Source organism: Ruegeria arenilitoris, assembly GCF_013035425.1.
GTDB lineage: Bacteria > Pseudomonadota > Alphaproteobacteria > Rhodobacterales > Rhodobacteraceae > Ruegeria > Ruegeria arenilitoris_A.
The window spans coordinates 1-18,427 of sequence record NZ_WQHX01000006.1 but is presented as its reverse complement, the minus strand read 5'-3'; the positions used below and the strand labels follow the sequence as shown (position 1 = coordinate 18,427).

The window sequence follows — 18,427 nt, the reverse complement described above, 5'->3', positions numbered from 1 at the left end:
AAACAGGCAATGTGGAGTTGTTTCGATGATGGCTGGGCTGGTTCTTTCAGGTATGCTAATTGGTGCACTCGCGGCTGGGATTGGTTTGATTATGGGTACGTCAATTTGGATAGCCCTTTTAATTTATGCAGCGATAGGCGCTGCTGGCATGCTGGCTTGTGCTTTGATCATCGCGTATCGCTCGCCAAAGAATTCCTGCTCAGACGTTTCTGCTCCTCTGGCTAGAACTGACACCTAATCCCGGCAGCGTCGCGGTCCTTCACATGGACACGCGAAATTCCTCCGTAATAGTAAAAATCCCCACTGTTGCTGAAACCCGGACAATACCGGCACTTAAACTAAAATGTTCACGTTCCGATCGCAGGAACAGTTGGGGTTAAGCTGTGTGTCAAATTAGCTTTTGCCATCCATGCCTTGATGTGTAGACAAAAGGTGGATTATCGGTTTTCCAGATTCCAAGTTAACGGGACAAGCTAGTAGTTTGACAGTTTTGACGCTCTGAGTGTTTCGCTTTGCAGACGCCCGTGCTCCAGTGATGTAGTTTTAGGTTAAATGGTAATATGAACCCTGTGATGATGGAGACCAAAACTATCGGAATTTTTGCCACTAAGTTGCCGGCAGACGCAAATATTCATGCGGTGACGTTTCCATGGAACGACCCACAGGCTCGCTCTCGCCCTTGCAAGGTAAACTTTGGAACTCTGCCCGGAGATGCGAAATGATTATTTCCGGTGTACCAAACGTTGCAAACTCAGCTGAAAATCCCGCACTTCCGCGTGTTGATCTGCTGAATATTTACGTCCACGACGTGGACATGACCGACTTGGTTTCCAACTTTACACAGGGCACGATTCTTACGCTTCACACCGACATGGTAGCGAAGCTGCAGCGAGATACGGATTTTCTACACGTTTTCAAAAAGTTCGATGTAGTTACTTGCGACAGCCAGATTTTATACTTCGCTTTGCGCCTTATGGGCACACCAGTTCGCGAGCGGGTGTCCGGATCAGACTACTTCCCAAAGTTTTACATGCACCATAAAGACAATCCCGACGTCACCGTTTTTTTATGCGGCGGCAAACCAGGCGTTGCCGAAATCGCAGCTGATAAAATCAACGCAAAGACAGGAAGAAAAATCATTGTGGGCACCGATGCTCCGGCTTTCGACTATGAGCAAGACCCAGAGGAGGTCGACCGGATTATCGATTGCATCAACGCATCGGGCGCGACGGTCTTGCTGGTTGGATTAGGTGGTGGACGTCAGGAAAAGTTCATTATCAACTACAGAGATCGGATGCCAAACGTTCGGTTATTTCTGCCGTTAGGCGGAACAATTGACTATGAGGCGGGAACGCTTCCTCGGCCTGCCCCATGGGTCACAAAAATGGGTTTGGAGTGGTTTTACCGTCTTATGAAAGAGCCACGTCAACGCTGGCGGCGCTATCTTGTGGACGATCCGCCGGTTCTATGGGCGTTGCTTAAACAAAAGATGGGACTGTACCATGATCCGCTTTCCGGAAATTAATCATGACGACAGAATGCCACATATTGTCTGGAAATATTCAAACTGACACTGTCCAACATGATTTTCTCAGCGTCATAATCGCCGCCCATAACGAAGAGGACTACATCGCGGATTGCTTGGAGGCGTTATTGGAACAGGATAACTCAGCTGGGCTCGTTGAGGTCATAGTTGCGGCAAATGCATGTACGGATCGCACTGAAGACGTCGTTTTTTCAATGAAAACTGCATTTGAAGAACGCAATTGGCGTCTTGTCCTGCTCAAAATCTCCCGCGCGGGAAAGCCAAATGCCTTTAATCAGGGCGACGACGCGGCAATTGGGAATAACCGTATTTACTTGGACGCAGACGTACGATGTGACCCTGAAATGCTCGGTCAATTGCGTGCGGCGTTAAGCCAACAACATCCTATATACGCGACGGGAACAATACAGGTGGTGCCACCGAGCACGTGGATAACGAAACGTTATGCCGAATTTTGGGTGCGATTACCATTCGTGCAGAACGGCGCCGTAGGAGCTGGATTATTCTCGGCCAATGCCGCAGGACGTAAAAGGTGGGGGCAATTCCCAGCTGTCATATCAGACGACACCTTCGTAAGGTTGAACTTTGCTCCAGAAGAACGCATTGAAGTTGCTGCTCGATATCACTGGCCCATGGTCGAAGGGATGCGTAATCTGGTCAGGGTTCGGTGTCGGCAGGATGCTGGCGTTGCGGAAATCCGTCGTCTCTACCCAGAACTTATAAGAAATGAAAACGCGCAAAAAATATCTCTATCCAACTTGCTTCACCTGATGGTTCAGGTCCCGATCGGATTTTTGGTTTATGCGACAATTCAAACTCTGGTCCGCCTGCGACCAGGGTCGTCAGAATGGGTTCGTGGGAGATGACACAACATCTAATACAGACTCGGCGAATATTGTTGACCGGTGGTGCCGGCTTTATTGGTTCGCATACCTATGTCGCACTGGTTAGGGCCGGTTATTCGGTCGCCATTCTCGACAACTTTGCGAATGCGCGCCGTGATGTGCCGGATCGGTTGGCTCAGATTGTAAACGCTCCTACCACAGTTTACGATTGCGATATTCGTTCTGAAAAGGACGTCTCTCAGGTCTTCGATTCAGAACGTTTTGATGCCGTGGTTCACTTTGCAGCTCTGAAAAGCGTACCGGAAGGTCAGGCTGATCCGCTGGGTTATTACGAAACCAACTGCCGAGGACTTTTCAACATCGCTTCAGTCATGAAGGCGACCGGCGTTGAAAAAATGGTGTTTTCTTCCAGCGCTGCGATTTATGGCGAACCTGCGGAAATGCCCATACGCGAAGATTCGCGTCCTTCCCCGCAAAGCGTATACGCGCAGACAAAGCTGGTCGGTGAAGAGTTTTTGACCAGCCTGTCTGCGGCAGACCAAGTTTTGCAGGTCGGCATTCTTCGGTATTTCAATCCCGTAGGCGCGCATCCATCAGGACTGATCGGCGAAGACCCCAGTCAACCGCCGACCAACCTGGTACCAGTCATCGCCCGAGTAGCGTTAGGACTAATCCCATCGCTCACTGTTTATGGTGGTGACTATCCAACTGCAGATGGAACCGGTGTTCGTGACTATATCCATGTCCAGGATTTGGCGCACGGTCATGTTCTTTCACTAGACGCGCTATTTGCAGGTAGAGGCAACCACTGTGTCAATCTGGGGACAGGTACAGGCTACAGTGTTCTTGATGTCGTCAAAGCCTATGAACGCGCGTCTGGCCAACATATTCCTTATGAAATAACAAACCGCCGCCCTGGCGACCCGGCAGTATCCTGCGCCGCGACAGATTTGGCTAGAAAATTGCTGGGGTTCGAAGCGCAGCTTGGCCTGGATGACATGTGCGCGGGCAATTGGCAGTTTATTAAGGAGGCTTAGCAGGTGTCAGATCAAGCTACCTTGACAGACGAACAGGCGATGCAAGTCGCCGACCCAGTCCTGGTTGTCGATCTGGACGGGACCCTTATTGCGTCCGATATGCTGCATGAAACCTTCTGGTCCTCGTTGGCTCAAGACTGGCGCACAATATTTACAGCCCCAGCGGCGCTTGTTCGAGGGCGAGCGGCATTGAAAGCAAGCCTACAAAGAACCGCTAAGGTGGATGCAAACGCGTTGCCCTATAATCAGGCTGTCGTCGACTACATCAGGTCTTGGCGAGATGCAGGACGCCGGACGGCACTTGTTACCGCTTCGAATCAAAGGATCGCGGATCAGATCGCGGATCATTTGGGCCTTTTTGACGAGGTTCATGGATCGAACGGGGATGTAAACCTGAAAGGCGATAAAAAGGCCCAATTTCTGGAACAGCAATATGGCGATCACAGCTACACTTATTTGGGAGACAGCCGGGCAGATTTGAAAATCTGGGCAAAGGCCAAGAAAGCGGTTACAGTCAACGCGCCGCAATCCGTGCGCCGTGGCGTCGACAAATTGGATTGCGAAGCGGAACATTTAACCACCAAGGGGGTTTCGCCAAATTCCTATCTTAAGGCGCTGCGCCCTCATCAGTGGTTAAAAAACATACTGGTGTTCCTGCCTATGATCGCAGCGCATAATTTCGCGACGGGCGTTTTGGTACACAGCCTTCTAGCCTTTATCTCTTTTTGCCTGATTGCCTCCAGTGTTTATGTGGTCAACGATCTACTGGACCTGAAAGCTGATCGCGCGCACCCAAGAAAACGTAACAGACCCTTTGCGTCAGGCAGCATTCCCGTTTCTCACGGGATTTGGATGGCCATCGGGCTGCTGTTTGGAGGATATTTGGTCGCTGCGTTTACAGGATGGGCCTTTTTTGCTGTCATGCTTGTGTATTTCAGCATTACCACAGCGTATTCTATTTCGCTCAAACGGAAACTCATTGTAGATGTTTGTACACTCGCAGGGCTTTATACCCTACGGATAATCGCCGGGGCCGTCGCGACACAAATCGTATTGTCCGTCTGGCTGTTGGCGTTCTCTATTTTTCTATTCTTCTCGCTTGCCGCAGTCAAAAGGCAGGCGGAACTTGTTGACAGTGCCGCGCGCGGCAAGCTCGGGGCAACTGGACGTGGCTACCATGTCGACGATCTGCCGTTGATGACTCAGATGGCGATCGCGGCAGGTTATCTTGCAGTGCTGGTTTTAGCCCTTTATCTGAACTCACCCAGTGTGGTTGAGCTTTACGCACAACCAATCGTCTTGTGGGGAATTTGTCCGATCCTGTTGTACTGGATCAGCCGCATCATCATGATTACCCACCGGGGCCACATGCATGATGATCCCATCGTGTTTGCGGCGCGAGACAGGACAAGCCAACTCTGCTTTGTCTTTGTCGCGGTGCTCGCGTTCGGGGGAACCGTGCTGTGACGTTTCGAACTCTCTTACTGCGCTATTCGCTGTTTGCAGTACTGGCGACTGTGGCAAATCTTGGAGCTCAGCGCGTGGTGTTCGCCATAATCAGTGACGACGCGTTGATCCCTGCGCTGTTGGTTGGCACTGGGGTTGGTCTCGTCCTTAAATACATCCTCGATAAACGCTGGATATTCTACGATCTTGGCCAAGGGGTTATTGACCACAGTCGCAAATTTTCAGCCTATACAGCGATGGGAATTCTGACGACAGCAATCTTCTGGGGTACGGAAGCGGGGTTCTGGTTGATCTGGCGTACAGATCTCATGCGAGAGTTGGGTGCGGTATTAGGACTGACAGTCGGCTACATCGTGAAGTTCAACCTCGATCGTCGCTTTGTATTCACGGATTCCGCACTGACAATCGGAGAAGCTAGATGAAACTTTCTGGCTGGGGCAATCACCCCGTGGAAGATTGCAATGTGCAAAAGCCACGGGACAAAGCAGCATTGAAAGACGCGGTAATTGCGTCTAGTGCAATTGCCCGCGGAAACGGTCGCGCTTATGGCGACAGCGCGCTAAGCCGAACCAATACAATCGACATGCGCAGCTTTAATCACATGCTGGGGTTTGATCCTGAAACCGGCCAACTCATTGCCGAAGCGGGCGTGCTATTGTCTGACGTAATTTCCGCCTTTCTGCCGCAGGGATGGTTTCCTGCAGTGACCCCCGGCACGCGTTTTGTAACATTGGGCGGTATGGTAGCCGCCGACGTACATGGAAAAAATCACCACATCGATGGTTCATTTGGCAGTTTTGTCGATTGGCTGGATGTCGTCGGAACTGATGGCGAAGTAACGAGGTGCTCGCGCACAGAAAACTCTGAATTGTTCGAGTGGACCATTGGTGGGATGGGTCTGACGGGAGTAATCATCAGGGTCGCCTGTCGGCTACGCCCAGTCGAAACTGGATGGATAAGACAAACAACGCATGCTGCGCCAAATCTGGACGCCGCGATTGACTTGTTCGAAGAAGCTCTGGACGCGACTTATTCGGTGGCGTGGATAGACTGCTTGAGCAAAGGCGAGAATATGGGCCGCTCGCTGGTTATGCTGGGCGAGCATGCATCGCACTCGGAAATTCCTGAAAAGTGCCGCGCGACGCCCTACCCGACTGTTGCCAAGCAAAAGCTAAACGTTCCTTTTAACCTTCCGGGATTCTGTTTGAACCGATATTCGGTGCGAGCATTCAATGCACTTTACTACTGGAACGGCTCTCGAAGCGATAGGACCAGTTACGTCAATTGGAACAGCTACTTCTATCCGCTGGATTCAATTCAGAACTGGAACAGGATATACGGGCGCAAAGGCTTGGCACAATTCCAGTGTGTCATACCCTTGGATCAGGCCAGAACAGGTCTGAACGACATGTTGACTGAGATTTCCGAAGCTGGACAAGGCTCCTTTCTTGCAGTGCTGAAACGGTTCGGGGTACAGGAAAGTCGATTCTCCTTTCCGATGGAAGGATACACTCTGGCGTTGGACTTCCCGGTGTCCGAAAAATCGATCGCGTTAGTAAGTAAACTTGGTCAGATGACAGCAGACTATGCCGGTCGGGTTTATTTGGCGAAAGATAGCTGTCTCGCAGCCCAGGATCTTAAGGACATGGACGAAGTTCGGGTCGCAAATTTTTCTGCCATGCGGGAACGGACCGGCGTCAACAAACAGTTTTCCTCGATGCAATCTGAAAGGCTGATGCTGTGAGCGAAGGACCAGTGCTAATCCTCGGTGCCCGATCAGATATTGGGATGGCGGTTGCCCATACTTATGCCGCGCTGGGACATCCAATCCAGTTGGCCGCGCGAAATGCTCAGGATCTTGAAAAAGCAAAAACTGATCTGGAGATCCGGCACCAAGTTTCTGTGACTTTGCATGAATTCGACGTCGTTGATCTGGATAGTCACGATGGTTTCGTGGAAACGTTGCCTGCATCGCCAGAAATCGTAGTTTGCGCCGTTGGACTGCTCGGGCAGCAAGAAAACGATGAGCAAGACGCGAACGCGGCTGTTCTGGTTATGCGGTCCAACTTTGAAGGCCCCGCCAACATTTTGGGCGCGTTAGCGAACCGATTTGAGCGACGTGGCTCCGGCACTCTGGTTGGTATCAGTTCGGTCGCAGGAGAAAGGGGTCGGGCCACTAACTATATCTACGGATCAGCCAAAGCCGGGTTCACGGCATTTCTGTCCGGGTTGCGTAACCGGATGGCAAAGAAAGGTGTTCACGTTGTTACTGTATTACCAGGTTTTGTCGACACCAAGATGACCCAAGAATTGGATTTACCTGAAAAACTGACCGCGCAACCTTCCGAAGTAGCTGATGCGATCGAGCGGGCCGTACGTAAAAAAAAGAATATTGTTTACGTCAAGCCGATTTGGGCCATTGTAATGTTCGTGATAAAGGCGATCCCCGAGGCCATATTCAAAAGGATGCGGATTTGATCTGCATATGTCTTTCTGCGAGCCAACAGTTTCAGGGAATTGTTGGTCCTGAACCCACACGCACAGCCTTTTTCTGAGGCCAATTCTCAATGCCAAACGTAATCGCGTACATTGTGCTTTTTTCTTGGCCACTGGTTGTGGTTGTCCTGTTTAAGGTACTTGAAAAGCCCAGTGCGATTTCTGCTTCAATTATTGCGGGCTACTTGCTTTTACCTGGCCTACCGCAGATCGATTTGCCAATTTTGCCTGTATTGGACAAGACGTTGATCCCGGCCCTCAGCGCGACAATAATGTGTCTGCTGATACGCCCACCAAAACCAACATGGGCTTCGGGAAGCTACAATTCGCCCGATCATCTGAACAAACCAGCTAGTAGCCGCAAGAGCAAACAAGAGTCCGCAGGAGCAAGATTGGTCTTGATTTTGCTGTTGTTTGTACTGTTTGCATCAGGATTTGCAACAGTTCTGACGAACGGAGAACCACTGCAATTCGGTCCCGTGTCTCTACCGGGCATGCGAGTTTACGATGGGTTTTCAATAGGTCTGGAGGCACTGGTGTCTATTCTCCCGTTTTTTTTGGGAGCTAGGTATCTAGCAACCGAGTCTGGTCACAAAGTGCTGCTCGTAGTTTTGGCAATGTCGGGACTAGCTTACAGCCTACTGGCATTATTTGAAGTACGCATGAGCCCACAGCTGAACGTGTGGATCTATGGATATTTTCCTCACGATTTCTTGCAGCATGTCCGTGGTGGGGGTTTTCGCCCCATCGTCTTTTTACAACACGGTCTTTGGGTCAGCATTTTTTTGTCGATGGCCACTCTTTCTGGTGTCGCTCTGTTGCGCAGCAGCTCGCTTGCAGCAACCGACTCTTTTAGATGGATGCTGTTCCTCGGCTGGATGCTTATCACCATAGTTCTGGTCAAGTCGCTGGGGGCACTGGTCATTACGGTACTATTAATGCCTTTGATAATGTTCGGAACAAGTCGTTTGATGTTGCGTGCGGCATCAGTCGTGGCCCTAATCGTTCTCACCTATCCCATGCTACGTGGATTGGACTGGGTTCCCGTGGAGAGTGTTTCAGAATTGGCCTCCCAGATAAGTCCCCGACGCGCCGAATCATTTGATGTAAGAGTTGCAAGCGAAGACATTTTGCTTGCCCGCGCTGAGGAAAAACCTTTCTTTGGATGGGGAGGTTGGGGTCGTAACGAAAGCTACGACCCGGAAACCGGTGTCTATTCATCAGCTATCACCGATGGGATGTGGGTGATATTTGTAGGGATGTTTGGTTGGTTTGGCTACGTCGCTCGTTTTGGTTTGTTGACTCTGCCGCTCCTAACACTGAACAGACGGAAAAAGATACAAGACATCCCGCTAGCAACCGCTGGTCTGACGTTGGTCTCGGCTGCAAATCTTATTGATCTTATCCCCAACGCGACTCTAACGCCTGTGACTTGGCTAATTGCCGGGTCGCTTACAGGTTATGTGCTGCGAGCCCAAGTAAATACTTCGTCTGATATTAAAAAATCCGAAAGTTTCATCACGGACAGAGCCATAAAATCTTCTCAACCCAACCCGATCAATGTTCGGAAACCTCGTACTTGAGTATTAAGGTGGTCAACTCTTCCAAGGCATCAAACCCTAATGACCAAATAGCTGGAACAGTTTTCTCTACGCTCTGTGCTCAGACTGTAACAGTGTGCAAAAAATTGTTCGGCTGGCAGATAGACCATGCCAGCCCCACCACAACTCAGACACGATCAGCGCCCAAATTTGGAAACAATGAGATGTAGATTACAGAACTTAAAATAGAATAAGGCGAAAATTTGATTAGAAGATGGCACTGTTGGTTTGTTGTGTTAGAGTAAATGGTGTACTGTCATTGGGTGAAAGAGGGGGGCCGACGCTGTCGAGAGTTATTATCTCTTTCTTGTTGTGAGTAGATCTGAGGGTCGTTTTTTGGACCATCGGAAGTTTGTGTCGTAATGGTCAAGCCTTTTTGGCTTTGGTTTGAAAGTAAAAAAATGACGATTCAGGATACGAGTTTTCCAAGCGAGCCGCGGAAGCATCAAGCCGTAGCCCGAGTGAGTGAAAATAAAGCCAATTCAACCCGGCTTTATGGTAGAATTTTCAAAAGACTACTTGATGTCGCGTTCATTCTTTTGGCGGCACCGATTGTTTTACCCCTTATAATCATCTTGGCCGCTTTGATCGCGCGCGACGGCGGGAATCCATTCTATGGACAACGCCGCATCGGTCGCAATGGGCGCGAGTTCACGATGTGGAAATTGCGCACGATGGTAACGAATGCCGACGTGTTGCTTGAAGAGTATTTGTCAAAAAACACACTGGCCCGTCTCGAATGGGATGCGACTCAAAAGCTCAAGAACGACCCTCGAATTACTCAATTCGGTCGCGTTCTTCGCAAAACTTCGTTGGATGAACTGCCTCAATTGTGGAACGTATTAGTTGGCGAAATGAGTTTGGTCGGGCCACGCCCGATGATGCCGGAGCAACGCAAGCTATACCCAGGCGAAGCGTACTTTCAGTTGCGCCCTGGTCTCACCGGCTCTTGGCAAGTTTCGGAACGGAATGCGAGCACATTCGCCAGCCGCGCTGAATTTGACACATCCTATGCCGAGCACCTTACGCTTAAAACGGACCTCGGTATTCTTTACGCCACTGTCGGCGTGGTCGTACGCGCGACCGGATACTAGCAATTTTGGGTTACACTTCAGTTCGCACCGTCAGCTTGTAATGGGGTGCGGTATTTCTGGCGTGTTTTTCCCCAACGTTCGCAACGGGTCTATACTCTTGCTGCAAATCTCTGTTTGTTAGATGTAGCATCGCTACATCGCGGTGCTTGACCTCCGCCTCTATTAGAACAATGGCCCATGACCGAAAGAGATTAGGCATGCTCAAAAAACTAAAACGCGTTGGATCCCCACTACTATTACTTCTGCTTGCTGCTTGTAGTGGATTGACAAAATGCGGCGGCCCCAAACCCATCGACAAGTCAGAGTTCGAATCTCTTTACAATACACCGGCCCCTGCTCCGTCTGATGTACAGCGGGTTTTTCACATCGGCCATAGTTTGGTTGGACGTGATATGCCAGAAATGCTGGCTCAGTTGGCCGGCGAAGGTCACGGTTACAACAGTCAGCAGGGATGGGGCACCGCGCTAAAGGCCCATTGGGAAGAAGATGAAACCATTTACGGCTTTGAGAAAGAAAACGATCACCCAAAATATAGGGACGCCCACGAAGCTGTGTCCTCCGGAGAATACAACGTTCTTGTCGTGACCGAGATGGTCGAAATTCGCGACGCGATCAAGTACATGGACAGCGCGGATTACTTGCACAGATGGGCAAAAGCAGGGTGGGAGGCAAACCCAGAACTACGAGTTTACCTTTACGAAACATGGCATGAACTAACGGACGAAGAAGGGTGGTTGCAGCGCCTCGACCTGGATCTGGAGCGCTACTGGGAAACTGAAATTTTGAGGCGCGCATTAGCCTACGAGAACATGCAACACCCGATTTACGTAATCCCCGCCGGCCAAGTCTTTGCGAGGTTCGTACGGGAAGTGGATGAAAGTAACGGTATTGGACCGGTGAACGGGAAAGAGGACCTGTTTGCCAAAACTGAAGATGGCGAACAGGACAACATTCACTTTAACGACTTGGGAGCATATTTGGTGGCGCTTACCCATTACGCAGTGTTGTACCAGAAGTCACCCATCGGGTTGCCATATGAGTTAAAGCGCGCAGACGGTTCCGACGCGGACTCACCTGGACCAGACGCGGCGCGTGTGATGCAAAAAATCGTTTGGGACGTGGTCACCAATTATGCGCCAACCGGGGTACCCCCCCAATAGCTTCACTACAACTGTCACCGTTCGATTAGGTTGGACAGGTATTCGCCGTACCCATTCTTGGATAAAGTTTGAGCCCGTTTGGCGAGTTCTTCTCGGGAAATCCAACTTTTAAGGTAACCAATTTCCTCTGGGCATCCGGTCTGCAGACCTTGCCGATCCTGAAGGGTTCGCACAAAATTCCCTGCATCCAACAGACTGCCATGCGTGCCAGTATCCAGCCAGGCATAACCGCGTCCCATTCGCAGCAAATCCAATTGGTCTTCCGCTAAATACATCTCTAACAGACTAGTGATCTCCAGCTCTCCCCGTGCAGAGGGAATTACCTGACGCGCACGTTCCGGAGCAGTTCCATCAAGAAAATACAAACCGGTCACCGCATAGTTTGACGGCGGAACCGACGGTTTCTCGACAATAGCCCTGACGCGATCTTGATCATCAAAATCCACAACTCCATACCGTTGCGGATCATTCACGTGGTAGCCAAAAACAGTCGCCGCCAAAGACGAATTATCTGCCTTGGCTAGCAACTCTGGCAAGCCGTGGCCGAAAAATATGTTGTCGCCCAAGACCATCGCGCTCGGCGCACCGTCCAAAAATTCCTCGGCCAATATATATGCCTGGGCCAAGCCGTCGGGGGTGGGTTGAACCACATAACTCAGTGAAATTCCCCATTGGCTGCCATCCCCAAGTGCGCGTTGAAACTGAGCCTGATCCTGCGGTGTCGTAATGATGCAAATTTCGCGGATATCGCCCAACATCAGGACGCTCAGCGGATAATAGATCATCGGCTTGTCGTAAATCGGCAAAAGCTGTTTGGAAAGACCTTCGGTAATTGGGTAAAGGCGGGTACCGGAACCTCCGGCCAAAATGATACCCTTACGCTTGGTCACTGATAACATCCTTTTAGATCAATCAAAATTTCCGCCAACCCCAATTTCCAATCTGGTTGGGCAATCGACAAATCCCGCTCAGTATCCGCACAGTCCAGCCTCGAATTCAAGGGTCGGGTCGCGGGCGTCGGATAGTCTGAACTCGGAATGTCGTTGACCTGGCAGTCCAAGTTGGCCTGCCTGAAAATCTCGCGTGCGAAATCCGCCCAACTAACCGATGGCCGACCAGAAAAGTGATAGATGCCTTTTAAGTCAGGGTCCTCGCGCATTAGATGCGCAATGCGATGACACGCAATGGCTAAATCCCTTGCCGGCGTTGGGCCGCCGATCTGATCGGCCACGACATTCAGTTCGTCGAGGGTCGATCCAAGGCGCAACATTGTCTTTACAAAATTGCTACCATGCGCCGAAACAACCCACGAAGTTCGCAAAATCAACCATTGAGCATCAGTTGCGGCAACCGCTTTTTCACCGGCCAGTTTTGACCGACCATAAACGCCCAACGGGTGCGTTTTATCCTCGACACGCCATGCCGCCTGCCCGCTTCCATCAAACACGTAGTCTGTTGAAACACTCACAAACGGCACTTTCAGTTTTGCGCATGCAATAGCCATAGCCTGCGGCGCGTCGCAATTGATCGTCGTTGCCAAGTCAACTTCGCGCTCAGCGGTGTCCACGGCTGTATAGGCCGCTGCATTAATTACAGCGGCGGGTCGACTTTTCAAAATTACCGAAGCGCACATTGCGGGGTCGGAGAGATCCCCAGCCTCTCTCGACAAACATTCTGTGTCCGGAAGCGCCGCCAGTTCGCGCCCCAACTGACCCGAAGACCCAAAGACAAGAATCAATTTGCCATTCCCAACCTGTCTCCGACGCCGTGCCGACCCTGCAAAGCTTGCCACCAACCAGGATTATCCAAGTACCATTGGGCGGTCATTCGAAGACCCTGTTCCAATGTCACTGAAGGTACCCACCCCAGCTCGTCGCGAATTCTAGACGCATCAATAGCATAGCGCGCATCGTGACCCGGGCGATCAGGCACAAATGTGATCTGGTCCGAGTAACTGCCGCGGGGTAGAGGTCGCAAGTCATCCAAGATAGCGCAGAGGCTTTCGACCAATTCCAGATTGGAGCGTTCGTTGTTGCCCCCAATATTGTAGCAGCGACCGAGCAATCCCTTTTCAGCGACAAGCAACAAGGCATCCGCGTGGTCTTCGACAAAAAGCCAATCGCGTACGTTGGCACCTGTGCCGTAGATCGGTAGCGGTTTACCCGCCAGAGCATTCAAAATAACAACAGGGATTAATTTTTCTGGAAAATGATAGGGACCGTAGTTGTTACTACAATTTGTCAATACAACAGGTAGACCGTAAGTTTCATGCCAAGCTCTCACCAAGTGATCAGATGCCGCTTTTGACGCCGAATATGGGCTGCGCGGATCGTAAGGGCTATCTTCGGTGAACAGGCCCGTTTCGCCCAAACTACCAAACACTTCATCGGTTGAGATGTGATGAAACCGAAAAGTTTCAGGTTTGCCTGCCCGAGCCCAATAGGTTCGCGCAGCTTCGAGCAAACTGTAAGTCCCAGTAATATTTGTTTCTATAAACGCGTCGGGGCCATCAATGGACCTGTCCACATGGCTTTCTGCCGCCAGATGCATAACGATATCAGGCCGATGGTCCGAAATAGCCGCATTCATCGCCGCGCGGTCGCAGATGTCGGCATGAATAAATTTGTAGCAGGGACTGTCGGAAACGCTAGCCACGTTGTCTAGACACGCCGCATACGTCAGGGCATCGACATTCACCACTTCGTGCCCACGGGCTATAGCAAGACGCACAACCGCGGATCCAATGAAGCCCGCACCGCCGGTAACCAGAAGTTTCATCGACTAGCCCTCCCAAACAAACGGGCTGTCAAAATCGCTGAGACTTGGAGCCGCTGCATCTTTTCCAGACAAGACAGGAGAGCCGTTCAGACCCCAGTCAATTCCGATCTCACCGTCATCGAAGCGGATCGCTCCGTCGCAATCAGGCGCATAGTAGTCACTGCACTTATAACAAATTTCAGTATCCGGAGCGCGGGTTACAAACCCATGTAGAAACCCTCTGGGAACGAGAAGCTGCGTACCGTTCTCCTCACTCAACTCGATACCGAACCAGTTCCCGAATGTTGGGCTGCCCTTGCGAATATCGACTGCAACATCGAACAGAGCGCCGCGCGCACACCGTACAAGCTTGTCCTGTGCATGCGGCGGAGACTGGAAATGTAGTCCGCGCAATGTTCCGGTCTGCCGGGACAACGAATGATTGTCCTGAACAAACTCTATTTCTATTCCATGATGTTTCAGACGTTTAAGGTTCCAACTTTCACTAAAATAACCACGTTCATCGCTAAAACGCGTCGGAGTCAGGATCAGCAGCCCTGACAGCGGCGCGGCTTCCACCTTCATCTTTAGGATCCTTCCATTAACCCATTTCTGGCAGAAAAACCTAAACGCGTCCGCTGCAGCCTGCCACTCACATCTTGAATTTCTGCAACCTAAGTCAGTTTACCAAATTTCGCCATTAAATTCATCAAGGCATTGAGACCAAATTGCTAAATACGGATGACAAAGCAATTTAACTTGGCGCCTTGGGTTTTAAAAAAGGTTCAACTTAAGGGTGCGGGAAGTGCCGCAATTGGTAAACCACTTTGCCTGTAGAAATTGAAAAGTACTGCTTTTGGGAAAGCCATAAGCGGAGACTCGCCGGACGTCAGCAGCCCACCGCTCGTTTTTGACACCTGGCAACTTGACTCTGTTCCAGCGAGCCATGCATGCTTTTTTATAAATATCAAACTACTCTATCTTTGAGGCGGGAACTCGACTGTGTTAGGCGCTTTGTGTATAGCTATTTTCTGCGGCCTTCTCGCGGGTAGCTCAGTATTGCTGGCTGGGTTCGGGGGCTGGATCGCGCTATCTACTTATTCTGGTATCGGAATAGTTGCACTATTGGGCTTACTGGCCGCACGACCATTTTTTGCAAAGGCTGGTACGCTTCAACAGATGCATGTTTTTTCCAGCTCGGAAAAATCCTGATCTAGGAACATCAGTTCCACTTCCCCAGATTTTAGTTTGAAACAAATAGAATGCACCCGAGCCTTTTCTTACCCGGGCGCTTAGATTTCTGACCTAGAGATCGAAGACTTCTACTGTCACAGTTGCCTGCGAAAAGTCGCCATCCTCATCAGCTGCCCAATAGTCGAAGCTGTCTATGCCTGTGAAGTCAGGGTTGGGGACATAAAGCAGCTGCCCGTCGTCCTGAAGATACACATTCCCGTTGGGAGTCGTGGACAATCCGTCGACGCGGATATCGTCACCGCCAACGTGTGAGTCGTTGCTTAGTACATCGATAAGAACCGCATTACCGGCACTTGTAGATGCAAGATCGTCGCGAGCTGTCGGCGCCACATTGTCAAAAGAAATGATGCCGTTGTACTGAGCGCCCCCCCAATGGTTTATCGACCAGGAATTGGCAATCTCCGCATCAGTCATATCCAGCGTGATAACGTGGGCCATCTTCATTAATTGCCCAGTAGCACGATCAGCGACGAAATCTTCGATCAAAACAACATTCTGACCCGACTCGGTTTTATAGTAGCCGTCGTTCGCGATAATTGCCGCTATGTCTTCGTGCCAGTCTAAAATTTGCCTATCACCGGCAAACTCGCGGTCGCGACTACCGATCGAGTCAGTCTTTAGTCCCCGAAGGAAAAGGCTCTCGCCTTCGGACAGTACAGTGTCCGACTCCAACACGAAGCCAAGGCGACCTTCTACAAGATCGTCTGATGATATGACAGAATGACGAGATGAGTTGAAACCGACAAAGTTATTGTCGTTATCAACAAGTACAAGATCGATGAACACGTCGTCATAATCGGCGCCATCTGTGCCAAAGTGGAACTCCTGGTCCAGATCGACGCCTGTGCGGAAACCTTCCACACGCATACCATTAACTACGACATCAAAAGCATTGCCACCAAGATTAAAACCGACGCTGCCAAAGAGCAGTTCTTCGTTTTGTGTGGCCAAAATATCGAAGTCAATTAATGTGTAATGCGAGGTGTAGGAAAGGTTCACGCCCTCCCAGGTTTCCCAATTCAGGAAACCATCCATGACCGATCGAACATCGTGATCCTGATTGGGGTTGGCTTTGATAACAATCAAGCCAACCTCAGTGCCGAACGCTTCGTTGTTGTGAAATCCTTGAATTGGAGGAACATCCAGACGGATGCTATCGCTGCCATAAGCAATTTCCGGTTGGTCCAGATTATCGCTTAGGGGATCTCGCGGATGCTGACGAGTCATCCAGACGTAGCCATGGGTCGTATTTGCAGCAACATTGTCTGACGCTTCAACCAACCGTCCTGCAAAGAAGAACCCCTCACCGGTTCGCCCATTGTCATGACGTTCTACTGCAGGCCCGTCCTTAACTGCCGCATCTGTATAGCCAACACCAACGACATCGATCGCGATGTTATGCGACCAAACACCTGTTTCATTACCATCCTCTGCAACGAATGCTGCACCAAAGATATCGAACGCTACGTTATCAGTGAATATCGCATGGCTGTCATGATGGGCATAACCCCAGCCCGGGGAGCCGGTGACAGAGTTACCAATTGCGATTGCAGGGTTTTCCTGATCTTCTGTTCCTGTTCTGTGGAAGTGGAACGGATAGCGCGACTGGATATTTGAATCTGACTGGACGCTGTCAAGCGAGGTAACAGAAAATGCAGGTACAGATTTGTCAGTCCGCCCTAGATCATCAAATGCAGCATAGCGAACATCAACGTCGTCCGAATGCATAAACATCGTATGCCCACGGTGATGAACCGCAGTGTCTTCGCCGTCCTCGCTTGAAAATGTAACGTTACGCGATGTATTGGCCACATAAGCGGCAAGATCGTCCCGTGGCGTGTCGTGATCATATTCCAGGGCTCGATCCAGCGTGATTACGTTGCCATTGATAGCGGTAATTACAACCTCTTCATCCTGACTGTCGTGGCGACGCATTACCCCGGCATCGTTGTCCCAGTACCAACCTTCTTTATGGGTACCAGTTAGAACGATCGTGTCTCCAACCTGCCAACCTTCAGGAATCTCACTCAGGTTAATCTGAGTGTCGCCCCTCATCGGCGCATCGGACACCGCCAAAAAGCTCGTTTTCTCCGCCCCGTGAATTTCCACTTCACCGTGCGAAATAACGCCCCGAGACAAAAGCATCGGGTCCCAGCTTGTATCAATGTCGCCGTTATTCGCTATGACGATTTCTACGTCATAGTTTGCACCGATCGGGTTTTCCTCGGTACCGATTTCCAAACGGCCGGTCGGGGACACTACCATAGTATCGACCAGCATTTTTGAATTCGCGTTGTGGGCAAATGACAATTCACCATCCACACGAACAGTGAACAGCGATGCATCGCTCTGCCCCGAATACAGCACTGAAATCGACTCTGGGATGACAACCTGAGCACCTGCATCGGGAATGCGTCCTTCATGCCAGGTGTTTGGATCGAACCAGTCTCCATCGCGGACTGCCACATGCGTCGCCTCTGAGCGAGGCACAAGGTCCAGAACGGCCATGTGTTCGTTCGCAAGACTCGCATCGTCGCCATGCGCGTGCGATTCGGGCTGTGCCATCACAGCAGCAACATAGTCGTCAACTTCGGCTGGGCTTGTCGGCGGAGGCACATGGCCGCCGCTGTGGCTATCGTGATCACCTGAGCCATGATCCGAGCCATCACCGTGGTCGGGTGCGCCCGTGCCAGTATCGCCTCCAGATGTATCGTCACCGCCTGAACCGTGGTCGTGATCGCCCATTCCGGTATCACCACCGGATGTGTCGTCGCCACCTGAGCCATGGTCCGATCCGTCACCGTGATCGGGTTCTCCCGTGCCAGTATCACCGCCAGACGTATCATCACCGCCTGAGCCATGGTCCGATCCGTCACCGTGGTCGTGATCACCCGTCCCGGTATCACCGCCAGACGTATCATCACCGCCTGAGCCATTGTCCATTCCATCGCCGTGGTCGGGTTCTCCCGTGCCAGTATCACCGCCAGACGTATCGTCACCGCCGGAACCTTGATCCTTTCCGTCTCCGTAATCAGGATCACCTGAACCAGTGCCAGTATCATCATAGATGACGTGATTCAGGGCGTCGCCCTGAATTACTTCACGACGGCCTTCGCTGTCCGGACCGGACCATTCAAGGGCCAGTGTCGCGTCACCATAAGCTTCGAAAT

General features: G+C 51.0%; 16 protein-coding genes. 11 read left to right on the top strand and 5 right to left on the bottom strand.

All coding sequences use genetic code 11. From position 1 onward, the window contains the following. The first annotated feature begins 25 nt into the window (after nt 1–25). The 11 genes from GOV45_RS16245 to GOV45_RS16195 all read left to right on the top strand — a co-directional run bounded on the left by GOV45_RS16245 (nt 26) and on the right by GOV45_RS16195 (nt 11,246). Complete coding sequence (locus GOV45_RS16245) at nt 26–238, top strand: hypothetical protein (RefSeq protein WP_170479732.1); 213 nt, start codon at nt 26–28, stop codon at nt 236–238. Nucleotides 239–718: 480 nt separating this feature from the next. Next, the gene (locus tag GOV45_RS16240) at nt 719–1,525 is read left to right on the top strand and encodes a WecB/TagA/CpsF family glycosyltransferase (RefSeq protein WP_170479730.1); all 807 of its coding nucleotides are present in this window, start codon (nt 719–721) and stop codon (nt 1,523–1,525) included. A gap of 2 nt (nt 1,526–1,527) precedes the next feature. After that, nucleotides 1,528–2,412, top strand: coding sequence for a glycosyltransferase (locus GOV45_RS16235; RefSeq protein ID WP_170479728.1), 885 nt, complete (start codon nt 1,528–1,530; stop codon nt 2,410–2,412). Further along, nucleotides 2,409–3,428: a UDP-glucose 4-epimerase GalE gene (gene galE, locus GOV45_RS16230; protein WP_170479726.1), complete on the top strand. Its 1,020-nt coding sequence runs from the start codon at nt 2,409–2,411 to the stop codon at nt 3,426–3,428. Before GOV45_RS16235 ends, galE begins: the two co-directional genes overlap by 4 nt. A gap of 3 nt (nt 3,429–3,431) precedes the next feature. Next, complete coding sequence (locus GOV45_RS16225; protein ID WP_367648688.1) at nt 3,432–4,895, top strand: UbiA family prenyltransferase; 1,464 nt, start codon at nt 3,432–3,434, stop codon at nt 4,893–4,895. Next, a complete protein-coding gene (locus tag GOV45_RS16220) occupies nt 4,892–5,317 on the top strand; it encodes a GtrA family protein (RefSeq protein ID WP_170479724.1) in 426 nt (141 codons plus the stop codon). The genes GOV45_RS16225 and GOV45_RS16220 overlap by 4 nt, the downstream gene beginning before the upstream one ends. Next, on the top strand, nt 5,314–6,639 hold the full coding sequence (locus tag GOV45_RS16215) for an FAD-binding oxidoreductase (protein WP_170479723.1): 1,326 nt from the start codon (nt 5,314–5,316) through the stop codon (nt 6,637–6,639). The genes GOV45_RS16220 and GOV45_RS16215 overlap by 4 nt, the downstream gene beginning before the upstream one ends. Continuing rightward, a complete protein-coding gene (locus tag GOV45_RS16210) occupies nt 6,636–7,373 on the top strand; it encodes an SDR family oxidoreductase (RefSeq protein WP_170479721.1) in 738 nt (245 codons plus the stop codon). Before GOV45_RS16215 ends, GOV45_RS16210 begins: the two co-directional genes overlap by 4 nt. Before the next feature lie 89 nt (nt 7,374–7,462). Then, a complete protein-coding gene (locus GOV45_RS16205) occupies nt 7,463–8,974 on the top strand; it encodes a hypothetical protein (protein WP_170479719.1) in 1,512 nt (503 codons plus the stop codon). 419 nt (nt 8,975–9,393) lie between these two features. Next, complete coding sequence (locus GOV45_RS16200) at nt 9,394–10,086, top strand: sugar transferase (RefSeq protein WP_170479717.1); 693 nt, start codon at nt 9,394–9,396, stop codon at nt 10,084–10,086. Nucleotides 10,087–10,283: 197 nt separating this feature from the next. Further along, nucleotides 10,284–11,246: a hypothetical protein gene (locus tag GOV45_RS16195; RefSeq protein ID WP_170479715.1), complete on the top strand. Its 963-nt coding sequence runs from the start codon at nt 10,284–10,286 to the stop codon at nt 11,244–11,246. Nucleotides 11,247–11,260: 14 nt separating this feature from the next. Here the strand turns inward: GOV45_RS16195 and rfbA are convergent, their stop codons facing one another. The 5 genes from rfbA to GOV45_RS16170 all read right to left on the bottom strand — a co-directional run. Continuing rightward, nucleotides 11,261–12,136, bottom strand: coding sequence for a glucose-1-phosphate thymidylyltransferase RfbA (gene rfbA, locus GOV45_RS16190; protein ID WP_170479714.1), 876 nt, complete (start codon nt 12,134–12,136; stop codon nt 11,261–11,263). Beyond that, nucleotides 12,133–12,984, bottom strand: coding sequence for a dTDP-4-dehydrorhamnose reductase (gene rfbD / locus GOV45_RS16185; protein ID WP_170479712.1), 852 nt, complete (start codon nt 12,982–12,984; stop codon nt 12,133–12,135). Before rfbD ends, rfbA begins: the two co-directional genes overlap by 4 nt. Then, nucleotides 12,981–14,024: a dTDP-glucose 4,6-dehydratase gene (gene rfbB / locus GOV45_RS16180; RefSeq protein WP_170479711.1), complete on the bottom strand. Its 1,044-nt coding sequence runs from the start codon at nt 14,022–14,024 to the stop codon at nt 12,981–12,983. The genes rfbD and rfbB overlap by 4 nt, the downstream gene beginning before the upstream one ends. Before the next feature lie 3 nt (nt 14,025–14,027). Continuing rightward, nucleotides 14,028–14,588, bottom strand: coding sequence for a dTDP-4-dehydrorhamnose 3,5-epimerase (rfbC, locus tag GOV45_RS16175; protein WP_170479709.1), 561 nt, complete (start codon nt 14,586–14,588; stop codon nt 14,028–14,030). 720 nt (nt 14,589–15,308) lie between these two features. After that, nucleotides 15,309–18,427: G8 domain-containing protein (locus GOV45_RS16170; RefSeq protein ID WP_170479707.1), on the bottom strand; the 3,119-nt coding region annotated here is incomplete at its 5' end.

Excerpts from the sequence above, each read along its gene's own strand:
- GOV45_RS16205 (WP_170479719.1), top strand. The coding sequence starts at position 7,463 with ATGCCAAACGTAATCGCGTACATTGTGCTTTTTTCTTGGCCACTGGTT.
- GOV45_RS16245 (WP_170479732.1), top strand. The coding sequence starts at position 26 with ATGATGGCTGGGCTGGTTCTTTCAGGTATGCTAATTGGTGCACTCGCG.
- GOV45_RS16215 (WP_170479723.1), top strand. The coding sequence starts at position 5,314 with ATGAAACTTTCTGGCTGGGGCAATCACCCCGTGGAAGATTGCAATGTG.
- rfbC (WP_170479709.1), bottom strand. The coding sequence starts at position 14,588 with ATGAAGGTGGAAGCCGCGCCGCTGTCAGGGCTGCTGATCCTGACTCCG.
- GOV45_RS16195 (WP_170479715.1), top strand. The coding sequence starts at position 10,284 with ATGCTCAAAAAACTAAAACGCGTTGGATCCCCACTACTATTACTTCTG.
- GOV45_RS16240 (WP_170479730.1), top strand. The coding sequence starts at position 719 with ATGATTATTTCCGGTGTACCAAACGTTGCAAACTCAGCTGAAAATCCC.
- rfbB (WP_170479711.1), bottom strand. The coding sequence starts at position 14,024 with ATGAAACTTCTGGTTACCGGCGGTGCGGGCTTCATTGGATCCGCGGTT.
- GOV45_RS16200 (WP_170479717.1), top strand. The coding sequence starts at position 9,394 with ATGACGATTCAGGATACGAGTTTTCCAAGCGAGCCGCGGAAGCATCAA.
- galE (WP_170479726.1), top strand. The coding sequence starts at position 2,409 with ATGACACAACATCTAATACAGACTCGGCGAATATTGTTGACCGGTGGT.
- GOV45_RS16235 (WP_170479728.1), top strand. The coding sequence starts at position 1,528 with ATGACGACAGAATGCCACATATTGTCTGGAAATATTCAAACTGACACT.